General features: G+C 62.3%; 18 protein-coding genes. 15 read left to right on the top strand and 3 right to left on the bottom strand.

All coding sequences use genetic code 11. The features are described 5' to 3' along the window. Positions 1-17: 17 nt before the first annotated feature. From LDN70_RS16510 to LDN70_RS16500, 3 genes are read left to right on the top strand one after another with little or no spacing between them, the layout of a single operon-like run. Positions 18-962, top strand: a complete 945-nt coding sequence (locus tag LDN70_RS16510) for a metal ABC transporter substrate-binding protein (RefSeq protein WP_223940820.1) — start codon at positions 18-20, stop codon at positions 960-962. Further along, positions 959-1,693: a metal ABC transporter ATP-binding protein gene (locus LDN70_RS16505; RefSeq protein WP_223940819.1), complete on the top strand. Its 735-nt coding sequence runs from the start codon at positions 959-961 to the stop codon at positions 1,691-1,693. Before LDN70_RS16510 ends, LDN70_RS16505 begins: the two co-directional genes overlap by 4 nt. A gap of 3 nt (positions 1,694-1,696) precedes the next feature. After that, positions 1,697-2,569 carry a metal ABC transporter permease gene (locus LDN70_RS16500; protein WP_142938115.1) on the top strand — a complete coding sequence of 291 codons (873 nt, stop codon included), beginning with the start codon at positions 1,697-1,699 and terminating at the stop codon, positions 2,567-2,569. Here the strand turns inward: LDN70_RS16500 and LDN70_RS16495 are convergent. Next, on the bottom strand, positions 2,556-3,419 hold the full coding sequence (locus tag LDN70_RS16495; RefSeq protein ID WP_142938116.1) for a DUF4097 family beta strand repeat-containing protein: 864 nt from the start codon (positions 3,417-3,419) through the stop codon (positions 2,556-2,558). The genes LDN70_RS16500 and LDN70_RS16495 overlap by 14 nt on opposite strands. Continuing rightward, positions 3,419-3,928 (bottom strand): histidine kinase, encoded by a 510-nt coding sequence (locus LDN70_RS16490; protein WP_142938117.1) that lies wholly within the window; start codon positions 3,926-3,928, stop codon positions 3,419-3,421. The genes LDN70_RS16495 and LDN70_RS16490 overlap by 1 nt, the downstream gene beginning before the upstream one ends. Before the next feature lie 204 nt (positions 3,929-4,132). Here LDN70_RS16490 and LDN70_RS16485 point away from each other — a divergent pair, with 204 nt between their 5' ends. The 4 genes from LDN70_RS16485 to LDN70_RS16470 all read left to right on the top strand — a co-directional run bounded on the left by LDN70_RS16485 (position 4,133) and on the right by LDN70_RS16470 (position 8,873). Beyond that, complete coding sequence (locus LDN70_RS16485; protein WP_223940818.1) at positions 4,133-5,797, top strand: ABC-F family ATP-binding cassette domain-containing protein; 1,665 nt, start codon at positions 4,133-4,135, stop codon at positions 5,795-5,797. Between the two features lie 139 nt (positions 5,798-5,936). Then, positions 5,937-6,284, top strand: a complete 348-nt coding sequence (locus LDN70_RS16480) for a molybdopterin oxidoreductase (protein ID WP_142938119.1) — start codon at positions 5,937-5,939, stop codon at positions 6,282-6,284. Beyond that, the gene (locus LDN70_RS16475) at positions 6,284-7,189 is read left to right on the top strand and encodes an NAD(P)/FAD-dependent oxidoreductase (protein WP_223940817.1); all 906 of its coding nucleotides are present in this window, start codon (positions 6,284-6,286) and stop codon (positions 7,187-7,189) included. Before LDN70_RS16480 ends, LDN70_RS16475 begins: the two co-directional genes overlap by 1 nt. Before the next feature lie 220 nt (positions 7,190-7,409). After that, positions 7,410-8,873 carry an amino acid permease gene (locus tag LDN70_RS16470; protein WP_142938120.1) on the top strand — a complete coding sequence of 488 codons (1,464 nt, stop codon included), beginning with the start codon at positions 7,410-7,412 and terminating at the stop codon, positions 8,871-8,873. A 183-nt stretch (positions 8,874-9,056) separates the two neighbouring features. Here LDN70_RS16470 and LDN70_RS16465 read toward each other — a convergent pair whose 3' ends face one another. Continuing rightward, positions 9,057-9,926, bottom strand: coding sequence for a DUF1295 domain-containing protein (locus tag LDN70_RS16465; RefSeq protein WP_142938121.1), 870 nt, complete (start codon positions 9,924-9,926; stop codon positions 9,057-9,059). Positions 9,927-10,020: 94 nt separating this feature from the next. Between LDN70_RS16465 and LDN70_RS16460 the strand changes: the two genes are divergently transcribed. The 8 genes from LDN70_RS16460 (at position 10,021) to LDN70_RS16425 (ending at position 17,000) form a co-directional block, all read left to right on the top strand. Further along, entirely contained in the window at positions 10,021-10,500 is a 480-nt protein-coding gene (locus LDN70_RS16460; RefSeq protein ID WP_223940816.1) for a MarR family winged helix-turn-helix transcriptional regulator, read from the top strand. After that, on the top strand, positions 10,497-12,365 hold the full coding sequence (locus LDN70_RS16455) for an AMP-dependent synthetase/ligase (RefSeq protein WP_223940815.1): 1,869 nt from the start codon (positions 10,497-10,499) through the stop codon (positions 12,363-12,365). Before LDN70_RS16460 ends, LDN70_RS16455 begins: the two co-directional genes overlap by 4 nt. Beyond that, entirely contained in the window at positions 12,362-12,781 is a 420-nt protein-coding gene (locus tag LDN70_RS16450) for a DUF2177 family protein (protein WP_142938124.1), read from the top strand. The genes LDN70_RS16455 and LDN70_RS16450 overlap by 4 nt, the downstream gene beginning before the upstream one ends. 45 nt (positions 12,782-12,826) lie before the next feature. Next, positions 12,827-13,285 (top strand): SRPBCC family protein, encoded by a 459-nt coding sequence (locus LDN70_RS16445; protein ID WP_142938125.1) that lies wholly within the window; start codon positions 12,827-12,829, stop codon positions 13,283-13,285. After that, complete coding sequence (locus LDN70_RS16440) at positions 13,285-13,941, top strand: pentapeptide repeat-containing protein (RefSeq protein ID WP_166841776.1); 657 nt, start codon at positions 13,285-13,287, stop codon at positions 13,939-13,941. The genes LDN70_RS16445 and LDN70_RS16440 overlap by 1 nt, the downstream gene beginning before the upstream one ends. Positions 13,942-14,083: 142 nt before the next feature. Beyond that, a complete protein-coding gene (locus tag LDN70_RS16435) occupies positions 14,084-15,310 on the top strand; it encodes a thiolase family protein (RefSeq protein WP_223940814.1) in 1,227 nt (408 codons plus the stop codon). Beyond that, positions 15,310-16,140 (top strand): enoyl-CoA hydratase/isomerase family protein, encoded by an 831-nt coding sequence (locus LDN70_RS16430; protein ID WP_223940813.1) that lies wholly within the window; start codon positions 15,310-15,312, stop codon positions 16,138-16,140. The genes LDN70_RS16435 and LDN70_RS16430 overlap by 1 nt, the downstream gene beginning before the upstream one ends. After that, entirely contained in the window at positions 16,137-17,000 is an 864-nt protein-coding gene (locus tag LDN70_RS16425) for a 3-hydroxyacyl-CoA dehydrogenase family protein (protein WP_223940812.1), read from the top strand. The genes LDN70_RS16430 and LDN70_RS16425 overlap by 4 nt, the downstream gene beginning before the upstream one ends. Positions 17,001-17,017: the final 17 nt, after the last annotated feature.

The raw sequence follows: 17,017 nt of genomic DNA, 5'->3' as shown, positions 1-17,017 counted from the left end.
TCGCTACAATTTTCGGTATGCCTAACTTTCCGTTTCGGCGCGCCAAAGATGTCCGCCGTTTCGCTGCTGCCCTGACCGCAATCACACTTGCCCTGGGGGTCTCCGCCTGCGGTGGGAATTCCTCGGCCGGAGGCGATGACAAGCCGGTGGTGCTCACAACGTTCACCGTGCTGGCGGACGTTGCAAAAAACGTTGCCGGAGACAAACTGCGCGTAGAGTCCATCACCAAAGCCGGAGCTGAAATCCACGGCTATGAACCGACGCCAGGTGATATTCGGAAAGCCGCCCAAGCCGACCTCATCCTTGACAACGGGCTGAATCTCGAAGCCTGGTTCGCCCAGTTCGTCGAAGACCTTGATGTGCCGCACGTAGTAGTCAGCGATGGTGTGGAGGTCATGCCCATTGCCGAGGACTCCTACCAGGGCAAGCCGAACCCCCATGCATGGATGTCGCCCAAGAACGTTCAGATCTACGCCAACAACATGGCCACGGCTTTCGCCAAGCTGGACCCGTCCCACGCCGTCGAGTTCGAAGCCAACGCGAAGGCCTACAACACCCAACTTCAGGCCGTGCAGGACGAAATGGTGTCCAAACTGTCTGTACTTTCGGAAAAACAGAGGGCCCTGGTCACTTGTGAAGGCGCATTCTCATATCTGGCCCGTGATGCCGGCCTCAAAGAGGTCTACATCTGGGCCGTGAACGCAGAGCAGCAGGCCACGCCACAGCAGATCACGCGGGCCATCGAATTCGTCAAGGAGAACCAGGTTCCGGCCGTGTTCTGTGAATCCACGGTGTCCGACGCCCCCATGCAACAGGTGGTGGGTGCCACCGATGCCACGTTCGGAGGGGTGCTTTATGTCGATTCTCTCTCTGAAGCAGACGGCCCTGTCCCCACATATCTGGATCTCATGCGCCACGACGCCAAAATCATCACCACGGCACTGACAGGAGGAACGTCATGAGCACACCCGCCATTGCTGTTGAGGATGTCACGGTCCATTACGGTGAAGTTCTGGCCCTGGACTCCGCATCGCTTTCCTTGGAGCATTCGCGGATCTGCGGATTGGTGGGCATGAATGGCTCCGGCAAGTCCACTCTGTTCAAAGTCATCATGGGCATGGTCAAACCGGATTCCGGCAGGGTGCTCATCAACGGTCAACCTCCAGTGAAGATGCGCAAGGACGCGGGGATCGGCTACGTTCCCCAAAGCGAGGACGTTGACTGGGCATTTCCCCTGTCCGTCCGGGATGTGGTGATGATGGGCCGTTACGGGCACCTGGGATTCACGCGCCGTCCCCGCAAAGCGGACCGGGACGCCGTCGAGCATGCTTTGGAACGCGTGGAGCTGAGCGAGTACGCCGACCGGCAGATCGGTCAATTGTCCGGTGGGCAGAAAAAGCGGGCTTTCGTTGCCCGCGGCATTGCGCAAGGCGCCACCATGATGCTGCTGGACGAGCCGTTCGCGGGCGTGGATAAACGGTCTGAGGCTACTATCACCAGGCTGCTCCGCGAGCTTGCGGACAACGGAGCCACCATCCTCATTTCCACCCATGACCTCCATGCCCTGCCCCAACTCTGCGATGAAGCAGTGCTGCTGATGCGCAAGGTGCTCATGCATGGAAGCCCGGACACCGTGCTCCAGCCGGAGAACCTCGCCATGGCCTTCGGCCTCGATGTCATGAACAGGGGCTAAGCCATGGAATTCCTCCTGGAACCCCTCAGCTACGACTTCATGGTCCGGGCCCTGGCAACCACCGCCATCGCTGCGGTGGTATGCGCCGTCCTGAGCTGCTGGCTCGTCCTGATCGGCTGGTCCCTCATGGGCGACGCCGTCTCGCATGCGGTGCTTCCCGGCGTCGTCCTTGCCTACATCGTGGGTGCGCCGTTCGCGCTGGGCGCGTTGGTGTTCGCCCTGATCGCGGTGACGTTGATCGGCGTGGTACGGAATACCAGCCGGGTGAAGGAAGATGCTGCGATCGGCATCGTGTTCACCTCGCTGTTCGCACTGGGCCTGGTGCTGATCTCCGTGACCCCGAGCCAGACCGACCTGAATCACATCATCTTCGGAAACCTTCTGGGCGTCAGTGTTCCGGACCTCATCCAAGTGGTGGTCCTGGGTGTGGTGGCCTTCGCGATCCTGATCCTCAAACGCCGTGACCTCACGCTCTATGCCTTTGACCCCACGCACGCCCACGCGATCGGACTCTCTCCGCGCAGGCTCGGCGCCCTGCTCCTAGGGCTGCTGGCGCTGACCTCCGTGGTTGCCCTTCAGACTGTGGGTGTGGTGCTGGTGGTGGCCATGCTGATCATCCCGGGTGCCACCGCGTACCTGCTGACCGACCGGTTCGCCCGGATGCTGGTGATTGCCCCCGTCATTTCAGTGGTGTGCTCCGTGGCCGGCATCTACCTCAGCTACTATCTGGACACGGCTTCCGGGGCCATGGTGGTCCTTACTCAGGGAGTGGTGTTCGGCTTTGTGTATCTGTTCAGCCCGCGGCAGGGACTGATCGGTACGCGACTGGCCAAAGCCCGCAGGAAGCGGGCCCTCGCCACAGCTACCGCGCGCTGACAGGGGACCGCATCACCGCGATATCGCCATAGGCGTTGCGGGCGCGGATCTCCACTCTGTCCACGGTGTCGCCCGGTCCGTTGGTAGCTTCGAGGGCATTGCGCACACGTCCGTATTTGGTGCTGAGGTCGAGCCACGCGGCAGTGCCTTCAGACACACCCACGGCCAGCGTGCCGGCAGCAGTCTGAACTGTGAGGCTGCCGGCGGCCACTTCGCCCACGGTGACATCGCCGCTGGATGTTTTGACGGTGGTGGAAAGGCCGGCCCGTTCCAGCGAAATGTCGCCGTTGGCTGCGCTAACGCTCAGTTCTCCGGAAGCGTGGGCGATGTACGTATTGCCATTGCCGTTCTTGACGGTGGCAACTCCGTCCAGGTGATGGATGCGGATTTTTCCTGAGCCCGTCTTGATTCGGGACCGGCCCACAGCGTGCTCCACCGTGATGTCTCCCATGTCCGTGTGTGCCCGCAGCTCGCCGCAGTGATCGACGCGGATGTGGCCAAGGTCGGTTTTGAGGTCGGCTGCGCCGAATTCGCCTTCGCAACGGAGGTCTCCCATGGCGGACTTCAGCTCCAGGCTGCTGCCGGTAGGAACCTCCACCGTGATCTCTACAGCGCCGCCGTCGCTGAACCAGCTATGGCGGAACGATGGGTGAAGCCTTACCTGCAGGCGGCCGTCGGAGTAGTCCACGGTGGTCTGCTCGGCCATTTTGACGTCCAGGTTTCGTGTGGCCTTGCGGGGTTGGACCGTCACCTCGGTGTCGTGGCGATCTTGGGCTACCACCTGGATATCGCCGCGGACGGAGACGTCAATGACGACGGCGATTGGCTGGGGGGTCTGGAAGGTTGCCATTAGCGGGCCCATCCTGTGAAGTTTTGCTCGCCGGGTTCGCGGCGTGTGCCTTTCCTGGGCGCGTTGCCGCCGTTCAACGCTTCGGCGATGGTGCGGACCAGCCAGGAGTTCACGGAAAGGCTGTCCCGGCCGGCCGCCTCTTCAACTTGTTGCTTGAGCTGATCCGGAAGCCGGAGCGTGGTGCGCGAGGTACTGGTGCCATCAAAGTCTTCTGGTGCCATGGTGCCTTGGATGGTTTGTTCGATCATGGCCTCGAAGTCCCCGCCGTGCGGATTTGTGACCACGAATTCCGGGTCACGGCCCCGGAGCCTGACTTCCACGGACCCGGGAGCGAGCTCCAAGGTAATCTCGCTGGCGGCATCAGAGAGGGCCTCCAGGAGGATCAGACGGACCGTGGATTCGACAGCGGCAGTGAGGCGTTCGCTGAGGGCGCGAGCCTCCGGGCCGCCAGCCTCGGCGGCGGTCTCCAGCTGGTGCTGCACCGCCGTGATGTACTGGTTTAGCTGCATGACACCATTGTGACGCCATTTTGGTGTCATCACAATGGTATTTCGGAACAACTGACGCCAAGGGGTGTTGCGTCGGCTTGACGCATCCGGCTTCCGCCGTCAGGCTTGAGCAATGAAGTCTTGAGCGCAGCCCCCTCCCAACGGCTGCATCCCGAGTACCCACATGGCTTTCTGCCACCCACTGCGGACTTGCGAGGATTCCTCTTGACTAACCACCTGCACCTTTCCAGCGTTTCCCACGGCTACGGGGACCGCCAACTCCTGAATGCTGTTGACCTGGCCATCCACCACGGCGAACACGTCGCTATTGTCGGCGAAAACGGCGCCGGTAAATCCACCATGCTTCGCTTGCTGGCCGGTGTGGAGACGCCCGACGACGGCACGGCGGGTTTGTCCGGTAACCCCGGCTACCGCGTGGGTTACCTCGCGCAAACCCACGGGTTCTCCGAGTCCCTGACCGTAGGTGACGCCATTGATGCTTCCCTTGGTTCGCTGCGTTCCCTGGAGGCACGCATTGCCGAGCTCGAGTCGGGTTTGGCTGACGCCGATTCGGAGGATTTGGAGCTCTACGGAAGCCTGCAAACGGAGTACCAACTCCGTGAAGGCTACGCTGCCGAATCCCGGGTGGAATCAGCGTTGGACAAGCTGGGGCTGGGAGGCTTGGACCGGCGTCGAACACTGGGGTCTTTGTCCGGCGGCGAGCAGGAGCGGGTAGCGCTGGCCTGTCTTTTGGCCGACCCGGCTGAGGCCTTGCTGCTGGACGAGCCCACCAATCATCTGGATGCGAACGGCACGGCCTGGCTTGAGTCGAGATTGGCGGCGCATCGGGGCACGGTTGTGGTGGTCTCGCACGATCGCGTGCTGCTGCGGAAGGTGGCCAGCACCATCATCGAAGTTGACGCTGACCGGCGGTCCGTAAACCGGTACGGGAACGGATATGAGGGCTACCTCCGCGAAAAGGCGGCCGAGCGTGCCCGCTGGATCCAGGAATACGATCAATGGCTCGACGCCATGGCTGCTGAACGCCACCAGGCTGCCACGGTTGCAGATGGCATGGGCTATGGCCGCAAACGCGACAACGACAAGATGGCGTTCGGATTCAAGACCGGAACCTGGCAAAGCGCCGCGGCCAGTAAGGTCCGTAACGCCCAGGAGCGGCTGCGCAGGCTCGAGGACAACCCGGTGGATCGGCCACCAGTGCCGTTGAAATTGGCAGCACCGTCCCGGGCCGCGGCCGTGGCGGAGATTGCGTCCGCTCCCGCGTTGGAAGCCAGAGGTGTGAGTGTCCCCGGGCGTCTCCAGCCCACCGATCTTAGGGTGGAAACCGGACAGAAAGTGCTCATCACCGGCCCCAACGGCGCTGGCAAGTCCACGCTGCTGTCCGTCCTTGCCCGGACTCTGGAGCCCGCTGCAGGCACTGTGAACGTCAACGGCAAGGTGGGCTATCTGCAACAAGAACTCGAGGTGCCCGCCCGGCCCGGGCTGCGGCTGCTCCCTGCGTTCGCTGCGGGATTGGGCGGCAACATCGACGAACATGCTGAGGGGCTGCTGCGGCTGGGGCTGTTCCGGCCGGCCGAATTCCACGTTCCTGTGGGCGGTTTGTCCGCAGGTCAACAGCGCCGACTTGCCCTTGCCCGGCTTCTCCTGGGTGGATTCGACACCATGATCGTGGACGAGCCGACCAACCATTTGGCGCCGGTGCTGGTGGAGCAGCTGGAAGCGGCTCTTGCTTCCTTTGAGGGCACGGTGGTGATTGTGAGCCACGATCGTGCGTTGGGGGAGTGGTTCGATCGAAGTGCTTCCCACCATGCCCGCCCCGCTGCGGGCACGTGGGTGCGGTACGGGATGCAGGGCGGCGAATTGCAGTAGTCCCCCGGGCGGCTTCCCTGCCGGTGAGCTGTTGGCAAAGAGATGGTTACCGCATGGCCCGAAGGTGGAAACACGGCGTCGAGCGTCCTGAAACAGCGGCAATGGATCATGGAAGGGAACGGCCGAAAGGACTTGTCCCGTGATCATTCAGAATCTCTTCCTGCAGGGCATCTACACCTTTGACGGCGCTGGCCTGGACAAACCGGTGCCCCTCCATGCCGAGCTCTCCCACTTCGTGCCCGATGGCGTTATCAACCAGACGCTCTACTTTCGCGGGGGCAATTCGAGCCCGGAACTGGTCACCGTGGTGCTGATGCGGGACCGCATTCCCATGCGCTATTTCCCCATTGGAGCCAAGAGCGATGTTCATATCCCGCTCAGGGTAGTGGAAGACACCGAGGGCGGATCGGTGATTGAGCTTTTCATCGTGGCTCCCGTGGGAACCAGGGGATATGTGGTGGTGGACCTGGGGATGGTGGAGCACTGATGAGCGTGCTGGTGAAGAAGCGGCTGGTGGTGATCGGCAACGGCACGGCCGGCGCGCGGGCAGTGGAAGAGGTCCTGGCCAGGGGTGGCGCGGATCTTTTCGACATCACGGTGTTCGGCGACGAACCCTATGGGAATTACAACCGGACCAGGCTTGGGCGGGTGCTGTCCGGGAAGGAAAGTGAGGCGGACATACTCATCCATTCCCTGCCCTGGTACCCGGAGAACAACATCACGTTTCATGCAGGGGTCCGGGTGGAACGCATCGACAAGTTCAGCCGGCACGTCTTCGCCGCCGATGGCCGCGTTGTCCAGTACCACCAGTTGATCATCGCAACCGGCAGCCACCCGTTCCTGCCACCCATGGCCGGGCTCCACACTCCCAGCGGAACCATCCGCAACGGAGTCTTTACCTTCCGAAGCTTGGACGATGCCCGCAGGATGATTCAGTTTTCCGAGCAGAAGCACTACCGACGGGCAGCGGTGATTGGCGGGGACTCGTTCGGCCTGGAAGCTGCTGAGGGACTACAGACACGTGGTCTGGATGTTCAGGTTCTTACCGACAGCCGGGCCGCTGCGATTCTGGGTGCCGACAACATCACGGGGGTGAGCCTGCGCAACCAACCCGACATCGACTGCCACATGGTGGTGGTCTCCGCAGGCGTCCGACCGAACGTTGACGTCGCCGTCGTCAGTGGTTTGGCGGTTGAGCGCGGAATCGTGGTGGACGACCACCTGAGGGTGATGGACGAGGATGACATTTACGCTGTGGGCGAGTGCGCCCAGCACCGCGGTGAGGTGTACGGGATGGTGGCGCCCTTGTGGGAGCAGGCCGCCGTGTTGGCCGACCAGATCACGGGCTCGGATCGCAGCTCGATATACCTGGGAACCAGAGCCGCGGCGTAGCCGGAAGATGCCTTATCCGCACCCACCTGTTGCCTGCGTCACGGGCATTCGCGTTAATCCCGTAAGATAGACGGGTTGCGCGAAGCTTCGGCGTTCTGCGTCCTTTGTCACACTTCGGGCCCTCCAAAGAGGGAAAGATCGAATTTTGTGTGCCAAAGCCGCCTGTGTCCCGGCACTGGCGTAACACCTACAGCAACACCCCAACCCACAAGGAACAGCTGTGCCGCAAAGTACTCCCACAGATCTCCAGAGCCCCAAGGCCTCATCTGCAGCCTCGGACTCCAACCTCAGCGCCGAGGGATATCAGAAGACCCTGAGCCGCCGTCACGTCACCATGATCGCCATGGGTGGCGCTATTGGCGTCGGCCTCTTCATGGGCGCCGGTGGCCGCCTGGCCTCCACCGGCCCGGCCCTGATCTTCTCCTACGCCATTGCCGGCGTCATCGCATACCTGCTGATGCGCGCCCTCGGCGAACTCATCATGTACCGCCAGACCTCCGGCTCGTTCGTAAGCTACGCCGGCGAAATGTTCGGCAAGAAGGGCGCCTTCCTTTCCGGCTGGATGTACTTCATCAACTGGGCCATGACAGGCATTGCTGAGCTGATCGCGATCGGCCTGTACTTCCAGTTCTTCTTCCCCAACGTGCCCATTGAACTGTCCGCCATTGCCGCATTGGTGCTGCTGGTGGCCGTGAACCTGTTCAGCGTCAAGGCGTTCGGCGAATTCGAATTCTGGGCATCCTGCCTCAAGGTCGCGGCAATCGTGATCTTCCTGGCTGTTGGCACATTCATGGTGGTCACCAACGCCAAGGTGGGCGACGGAAACGCGTCTGTGGCCAACCTCTTCCACGAAGACGGTGGCATGTTCCCCAAGGGCGGCCTGGTGATGATCCTGGTCCTCAACGCCGTGATCTTCGCTTACAACGCCATCGAGCTCGTCGGCATTACTGCTGGTGAGATGGAAAACCCGGAACGCGAAGTTCCCAAGGCGATCCGCGCCGTCGTGATCCGTATTGTGGTCTTCTACGTCGGTTCGGTGACGCTGCTGGCTATGCTGCTGCCGTCCGACCAGTACGTGGCAGGCACCTCGCCGTTCGTTACCGTGTTCGGCCAGATGGGCCTCGGCTGGATGGGTGACGTCATGAACATGATCGTCATCACCGCCGCGCTGTCCTCCTGCAACTCGGGCCTGTACTCGATCGGCCGCATCTTCCGCACCATGGCCAACAACGGCCACGCTCCGCAATGGCTCACCAAGATGTCCACACGCCACGTGCCGTACGCGGCCATCCTGGCCATCGGTGGCGTGTACCTGGTGGGAATTCTCCTCAACATCTGGCTGGGCGGCTCGCATGCGTTCGACCTCGCACTGAACACCGCGTCCATCGGCGTGATCTTCACCTGGGGCTCCATCTTCGCGAGCCAGATTGCCCTGCGAAAGAAGCGCGGCAACGTCTCCAGCCTGCCGATGCCCGGTTCGCCGTGGACCAGCTGGCTCGGCCTCATTGCGCTGCTGGCCATCACCGTGCTGATTGGTTTCGATTCCATGACGGACAAGGAAACCGGCGAGGTCTTCCTGCTGGGCCTGTGGACCCTTGCCACGATCCCGTTCTTCGCATTGGTGCTGTGGCTCGGGTGGCAGAAGGTCAAGAACAACGAGCCCAAGAGCGAGTTGTTCAGCTAAGGCTCCAAACGCTTTAGACGCTTCAAACGTACGACGGCGCGTGCCTCCTTTCGGGGGCACGCGCCGTTTGCGTTTGCGGACCCCGGCGTTGTGAGGCCTGCTTTGCTCGTTATTCCTCGCGCATAGGGTGCAGAGCGGGCCTCGCAACGAGGGTTGTCGGCGTTGTGAGGCCTGCTGTGCGTTCTAGCCGAGCTTGGGGATCAACACCGGTGTGTTCTTCTTGTAAGCCTCGTACCCCGCTTCGCCGCCCCAGGTCTTGTCCGCCTTCTTCTCCAGCAGGGGGATGCCACTGACCCTGGTGAGGAGGAGGGCCACGAAGACCGGTGAGATCATGGCAACCCACTGCCAGCCTTGGAGTACGGGGATGGTGACGATCGCAACGCCAATCCAGAGCAGGATTTCGCCAAAGTAGTTCGGGTGCCTGGACTTGGACCACAGCCCAGTGGATATGAACTTGCCCTTGTTGGCGGGGTTGGCCTTGAACCGGCTCTTTTGCAGGTCGGCCACAATTTCGATGGCGAACCCGGCTGCCCACACTAAGAGCCCCACGATGGCCAGCCAGTCCACGGCCACCCGGTTGGTGCTTGTGATGGCCACCCAGGCGGCTGCTGCCGTGAAGACCACCCAGAGTCCCTGCATGGTCCAGACGTTCAGAAAGCGGATGAACGAGGGCTTGATCTCGTCGAATCGATCGTCCTTGCCTGCTTTGTGGATCCGCCGCGACAGGAAGGTGCCCAGGCGGAGTGCCCAAGCGGTCACCATGGCCGCGAGGAGCAGCGAGCGGGCGTCAATTCCGGGTGTGGCAAGCACCAAAAACACTGTGATGGCTACGTAGGTCAGCGAACCGGTGAGGTCGAAGAATTTTTCCGTCTGGGCTTTGAAGGACGGGATGAAGACGATCCATTGAATGATGAAGGCGGCGGCGACTGCTGCCGCAAAGAGTGGAATGCCTGCCAAGACTTGCCCATGCTGGCTTCCTGCCCAAGCGACCAGTGCCCCCAGCAGCACTACCACCGGAAGGGCAATGAGGCCCTTCCTGTCTGAATCCTTCACGGCGTGGTTCCTTTCGCGGTGGGTCCCTCGCGACGAGTCGTGAAGGATTACCTAGCCTGTTTGATGTTCAATCTATTTTGATTACTATATAACCATGCAAAACCATGAGAGTGCTACCGAAGGCTCGGAACATCCGGTTTCCCTGACCTTGCAGGGCCTTTTCGGCCTCGCGAACGAGACGGAACGTGAGGTAGCCCGGACTCTGGGCCTCAACCTCACCGACTACAGGGCGCTGACCGTCCTTGCTGACTCCGGACCCGTCACCGTTGGAGCACTTGCCGCGGACCTAGGTGCGACAGCGGCCACCACCACAGCGCTGGTCAGCCGCTTGGAATCGCATGGTTACGTTGAACGCATGCGCAGTACCGAGGACCGGCGCCAAGTGCACGTGAACGTTACAGAGGCGGCATCCAGCAAGGTCAAGGATCTGATGCTGCCATTGCTGTCCGCTGCCAGCCGGCAACTGGACGCATTGCCCCAGGACCGCCAGGAAGTCGTCACGGAATTCCTGGACGCCGTCTTGAACCTCATGCAGGATCACTTGCAAGCGATATCAACAGAGGGTGTCCGATGAGAGAATTCACCTCCCCGCCGTTGGTTGACGCCACAGTTCACCGCAATGCCACCGACCTTCTCATGCAACGTTTGCGGACAAGCCCAGGGCATGTCGCGTTCGAAGTCCGCGAGCCCGGTGCTGCCATCACCGATCCGTGGCGGCAGGTAACCACCGAGCAGTTCGTGGATGAGGTTCGCGCCTTGGCCAAGGGCTTCATCGCAGCCGGGATTCAACCGGGTGAGTCGCTGGCCATCATGTCCCCAACCCGTTACGAATGGGCGCTTGCCGACATGGCGGCGTGGTTCGCCGGCGCCGTCGTGGTTCCTGTTTATGAAACCTCCGCGGCACCGCAGGTGACAGCGATCCTTGCCGATGCCGACGTCCGGCTCGCCGTGGGGGGCAGCACCGAACACGCGGCGCTCTTGGAGCAGGGCTTCGCGGGAGCCGGACTGACGGCGTTGGGGATCTGGACCTTTGCTGCCCGGCCGGGCGCTGACCTGTCTGACCTGGTGGCGCGTGGCGCGGGCATTCCGGACCACACCGTGGAGGAACGGCGGCTCCTTGCTGACCTACATACCGTTGCCACCATCGTCTACACCTCCGGAACAACAGCCGCTCCCAAGGGTGCCCTGATCACGCACGGCAACTTTGTGGGACAGGTACTGAATGTGGCGGCCGCGTATACCGAGGTGGTCCGTGAAGGCGGCAACACCATCATTTTCCTGCCCATGGCGCATGTGCTGGCCCGCGGGCTGCAGCTGATCTGCCTGGCCAACGGCATGCGCATCGCCCACCTGTCCGATCCCCGCGACGTCGTGCCAGCCCTGGGTGCCCTGAAGCCCACGTTCCTGGTGGTGGTCCCGAGGGTCCTCCAGAAGATCCAGGCATCCGCGGCTGCTGCCGCAACGCAGAAACGTCTGGGGCGGGTGTGGTCTGCAGCGCAGCGCACCGCTGTGGAGTGGGGCAGGTTCGCAGAAGCGCACGACGCCGACCCCCGGCTGCGTGCCTCAGCCGGCCTCCGCGTCAGACGCGCCCTGTTCGACCGCCTCTTCTACTCGCGGCTGCGGCAGTTGGTGGGTGGGCGGCTGGACTACCTGCTATCCGGTGCAGGCGCCCTTGACGCCGAACTATCCCTGTTCTTCCGAGGATTAGGGCTTCCTGTGATCGAAGGCTACGGCCTCACCGAAACCACGGCACCGCTGACTGGCAACCTTCCAGGGGCCATCAACTCCGGGTCGGTGGGCGTTCCCATGCCGGGGACCACCGTCCGGCTCTCGGAACAAGGAGAAGTGCTGGCGCGCGGCGTGGGCGTTTTCTCCGGGTATCGCCGCGACGCAGACAACGCGGAAGCCTTCGTTGACGGATTCTTCCGTACAGGCGACCTCGGCGAACTGGACCACTTGGGCCGCCTGACACTGAAGGGTCGCATCAAGGATGTGATCGTTACTGCCGGTGGCAAGACCATCTCACCAGCCATCTGGGAGGGCTATGTAGAAGGTGATCCCTTGGTGGCCCACGCCGTCATGGTGGGGGAGGGCAAGCCCTATCTGGGCGGGCTGGTGCTCCTGGACCCCGAATCAGTGGCCGCATGGGCTGAGCGCGAAGGCATCTCCGATCTGAAGGGCCTCACGATTCCGGACGACGGCGGTGCTGTCCAGATTGACGACGTCCGGCTTCTGGCCGTGATTGGTAAGGCCGTCAGCGCTGCCAATTCCAAAATTGCCCGCTCCGAGCAGGTGCGCCGGTTCGTTTTGTTGCTGACAGACCTCAGTGAGGCCAACGGATTTGTCACTCCCACCATGAAGCTCAAACGGAGTGCTTTCACCAGCCGCGCAAGCCACATTGTGGAAAGCCTCTACAACCAGCCCCGGAGTCGAGCATGAAGCGGTGGTTGCTCGCCTACGCCCTGGCAGCAGTGATCTTCGCCGCGATCGATGTCGTCTGGATCCTCACTGTGGCGCAGCGGCAGTATCAGAGCCAGATGGGGCATCTCCTGGCAGCCAGCCCGCAGCCGGTCGCGGCCGTGCTGTTCTACCTCGTCTTCGTTGCGGGGATAGTGCACTACGGGGTGCGGCCCGGGAGGGCGGACTCGACGCTGCGCCGGCGGATCTTCGCAGGTGCCTTGTTCGGTTTCTTCACCTACGCAACCTGGGCGTTGACGGCGCTCGCTGTCCTCAAGGACTTCCCTGCCCTGGTGGCCTTGACTGACATCGCCTGGGGCGTTGGTGTGTGCGGTGTGGTCACGTGGCTTACGGTGGTGCTGCTTCGACTGATTCCGTGGGGGCGCCCGGCGTCTTAGGCCTTTGCGGTTTGGAGTGTCGGGGGTCGGGTCTAGGCTCGATGTATGGAACACACCACCACCTTGACGCAGCACGTCAACGCACGCCCGGAGAAGGTTTGGGCCGTCATTTCGGACATTCCCGGCTCGGCCGGCACGCTCTCAGGCATCAACTCAATCCAGATGCTCAGTGAAGGCCCCTACAGGGAGGGAACGCGCTGGAAGGAAACCCGGACCATGATGGGTAAGCAGGAGACGGTTGAGATGTGGGTTTCCGAGACTGACCCTCCGCGGAGCACCACGGTCAAGGCAGTTCAGGGCGGTGCGGACTACACCACCCGTTTCAACCTCACCGAGCGCGATGGCGGTACGGATCTGACCCTGACCTTCGGCGCCGAGGTGATCAATCCCTCGCTCATCAGCAAGGTGGGGATGGCCCTGTTCGGGAAGTTAGGGATGAGCATGACCCGTAAGGCTCTCAGCAAGGACCTCGCCGAGATCGCTGCCAAAGCGGAATCGCTCTGATGGCGGTTGCGAAGGTTGCCGCGCCCAAGATTTCGCCGGTGCGCCTGGATGAACTACGCGACGACGACGCCCCGGACTTCCAGCGTGGCGAACGGTACGACGGCGTCAGGCTCACCCGTGTTTCTGCCGACGGAGAGGAACTCAGCGGCGCCGATTTCATAGAGTGCGAGCTGAACGGGGTCTCCTTCAACGAGGCTCAGCTGCGGGGGGCAACGTTCCGCGAGTGCATCTTCTCCGAGCCGTATGCCCCGGTCTTCATGGCTGCGCGAACTTCCTGGCAGGACGTGGAGATCACCAACCCGCGGTGGGGGTCGGCCGAACTCTATGAGGGTAACTGGCGCTCTGTCAGAATCGACGGCGGCAAGCTGGACTATGTGAACCTGCGTGGTTCCAAGCTCATGGACCTTCAGATTTCCGATTGCATCATCAATGAACTTGATCTTGGCGGCTGCACGGGTACGCGGTTGGCCTTGAAGAACTGCACCATCGGAACGCTGGATGTCACGGGCGCCAAGCTGAAGGACGTGGATCTGCGGACCTCGGAGTTCCGCGGAATCAACGGATTGGCCGGACTGGCAGGAGTGGTGATCGACGACTACCAGCTGAGCCTCATGGCACCGCTACTGGCCGGGCATTTGGGAATTCGAGTGCTCTGACGCCGGCAGGGGCCGGTCTCAGCTGATCCGTAACTGAGGACTTCAACTGTTGACCGGCTCCCCGGGCCGTGTAATCTTTATAGAACGAACGGTCGGTATATTATTCCAGGCCGGTCCCTTTCACTTCGCGAAGGATGTTCTCATGGTCGAGGCTTTTCTTGTTGGCGGCGCACGCACGCCTGTAGGTCGCTACGCTGGGGCGCTGTCCTCCGTTCGTCCGGACGATCTCGCCGCGCTGGTGGTCCGGGAAGCGGTGGCGCGTGCCGGCGTCGATCCTGACACCATTGACGAGGTGATCCTCGGTAATGCCAACGGCGCGGGTGAGGAAAACCGGAACGTGGCCCGTATGGCCACCCTCCTCGCCGGACTTCCCCTCCACATTCCCGGCATCACAGTGAACCGCCTCTGTGCCTCGGGCCTCAGCGCCATCATCATGGCCAGCCATATGATCAAGTCCGGAGCTGCGGACATCGTAGTGGCCGGTGGCGTCGAGTCCATGAGCCGCGCACCTTGGGTACAGGAGAAGCCCACCACGGCGTTCGCCAAGCCGGGCCAGATCTTTGACACCTCCATCGGCTGGCGCTTCGCCAACCCGCTGTTCACCAAGGGCGAGCTGTCCCGCGACGGCAAGATGACCTACTCCATGCCGGAAACCGCCGAGGAAGTGGGACGGGTGGACAACATTTCCCGCGAGGACGCTGACGCGTTTGCCGTCCGCTCACACGAACGTGCGCTGGCAGCGATCGCGGGCGGTCGCTTCAAGGATGAGATCGTTCCTGTCACTGTAAAGACCCGTAAGTCGGAAACCGTGGTGGACACCGATGAAGGTCCCCGTTTGGGCACCACCATGGACGTGTTGGCCGGTCTGCGGCCTGTTGTTCCCGGCGGTTCAGTGGTCACGGCAGGTAACTCCTCCACACTCAACGACGGCGCATCAGCCATCATCGTTGCCTCCGAGGCCGCCATCAAGAAGTTCGGCCTGACACCCCGCGCCCGCATCGTGGACGGTGCATCGGCCGGCTGCGAACCGGAGATCATGGGAATCGGCCCGGTCCCCGCCACCCAGAAGGTCCTGGCACGCACCGGACTAACGGTCGGACAGCTAGGCGCCGTGGAACTGAACGAAGCCTTCGCCACGCAGTCGCTGGCCAGCATGCGTCGGCTCGGCCTGGACCCGGACATCGTCAACAACGACGGCGGTGCCATCAGTTTGGGGCACCCGCTCGGTTCCAGCGGCTCGCGTATCGCGATCACGTTGCTGGGCCGTATGGAGCGGGAGCTCGCCTCAACCACCGGACCTAAGCTCGGCCTGGCGACCATGTGCATCGGCGTCGGGCAGGGTACCGCGATGCTGTTGGAAGGCGTGTAATGGCCTTGGATACGAAAGACTTCACCACCCTCCTGATCGAGGAACGCGAGGACCGCCTCACTGTCTTGCTGAACCGTCCCGAGGTCCGTAATGCGATCGACCAGACCATGGTGGACGAGCTTCACACGGTTTGCGCTGAGCTTGAGCGGAACCCGAAAGTGCTGATCATTGCAGGCACTGAGGGTGTGTTCGCCTCCGGTGCGGACATTGGACAGCTCCGCGAACGCCGCCGGGACGACGCCTTGCAGGGGATCAACTCCACCATCTTTGTGCGCATCGCCAAACTGCCCATGCCGGTTATTGCGGCTCTGGACGGGTATTGCCTGGGCGGGGGAGCGGAACTCGCCTACGCCGCCGATTTCCGTATTGGCACACCGAGCGTTCGGATCGGCAACCCCGAGACCGGGCTGGGAATCCTCGCGGCCGCCGGGGCCAGTTGGCGGCTGAAGGAGCTTGTGGGTGAGCCGAAAGCCAAGGAAATCCTCCTGGCCGGTGCCGTTCTCCGTGCCGAGGAAGCCCTGCGCATCAGCCTCATCACTGAGATCCACGAGGCTCCCGAACTCATGGATGCAGCACACAAACTGGCGGACCGGATCGGGCGTCAGGACCCTCTAGCTGTGCGGATCACCAAATCGGTCTTCCACGCCCCGGCTGAAGCTCACCCGCTGATCGATACCCTTGCGCAGGGAATCCTCTTTGAATCCCAAGCCAAGTTTGATCGCATGCAGGCCTTCTTGGACAAGAAAACGGCCAAGGCTTCGCAAGACACCGCAGCCGCACCCGACACCGCTACCCACACCGCCGATTCGCAAGACAGGACCCGGAAATGACCCAAGCTCCCACCATCCCGAACGTCGTTGGAGTCCTTGGTGGTGGCCGGATGGGTGCCGGCATCGCGCATGCTTTCCTCACCAAAGGCGCCAATGTGATCGTTGTAGAACGCGACCACGAGGCAGCAGCCGGAGCCCAGGATCGCGTTGCTGACGCCGTCACCAAGTCAGTCGCCCGCCGGACCCTGAACGAATCTCACGAAAAGGCGATGTCCCGTTTCAGCACTTCCACGGACTACGAATCCTTCATTCATTGCGGCCTCGTTGTGGAGGCAGTGCCGGAGGACTTCGACCTCAAGGTCACAGCGCTGAAGGCCGTAGAGGAACACCTCTCAGCCGACGCCTACCTGGCCTCGAACACGTCGTCGTTGTCAGTGACCGGACTGGCCGACGAACTTCGCCGTCCGGCTAACTTCGTGGGGTTGCACTTCTTCAACCCGGTGCCCGCTTCCACCCTCATTGAGGTGGTTCTGGGCATGAAAACCTCCCCCGAACTCGCTGTGGCGGCCAAAAACTGGACCGAGGCACTCGGCAAGACCGCCGTCGTCGTCAATGACGCCCCGGGTTTCGCCTCGTCCAGGCTGGGCGTCGCGATTGCCCTTGAAGCGATGCGTATGGTGGAAGAGGGAGTGGCATCGGCGGAAGACATCGATGCCGCCATGGTCCTGGGCTATAAGCACCCCACCGGTCCGCTCAAGACCACGGATATTGTTGGCTTGGACGTTCGGTTGGGTATCGCCGAATATTTGCACGCCACGTTGGGCGACCGTTTCGCTCCGCCGCAGATCCTTCGGGACAAAGTGGCGCGCGGGGAGCTTGGCCGGAAGACCGGCAAGGGATTCTTCGACTGGAACCACTAACGGCCGGGCCGGTTAGG

The organism is Arthrobacter sp. StoSoilB22, from assembly GCF_019977315.1.
GTDB lineage: Bacteria > Actinomycetota > Actinomycetes > Actinomycetales > Micrococcaceae > Arthrobacter.
Note: the sequence above shows the minus strand (reverse complement) of the source record. Positions and strands in the feature narration are given on the sequence as shown.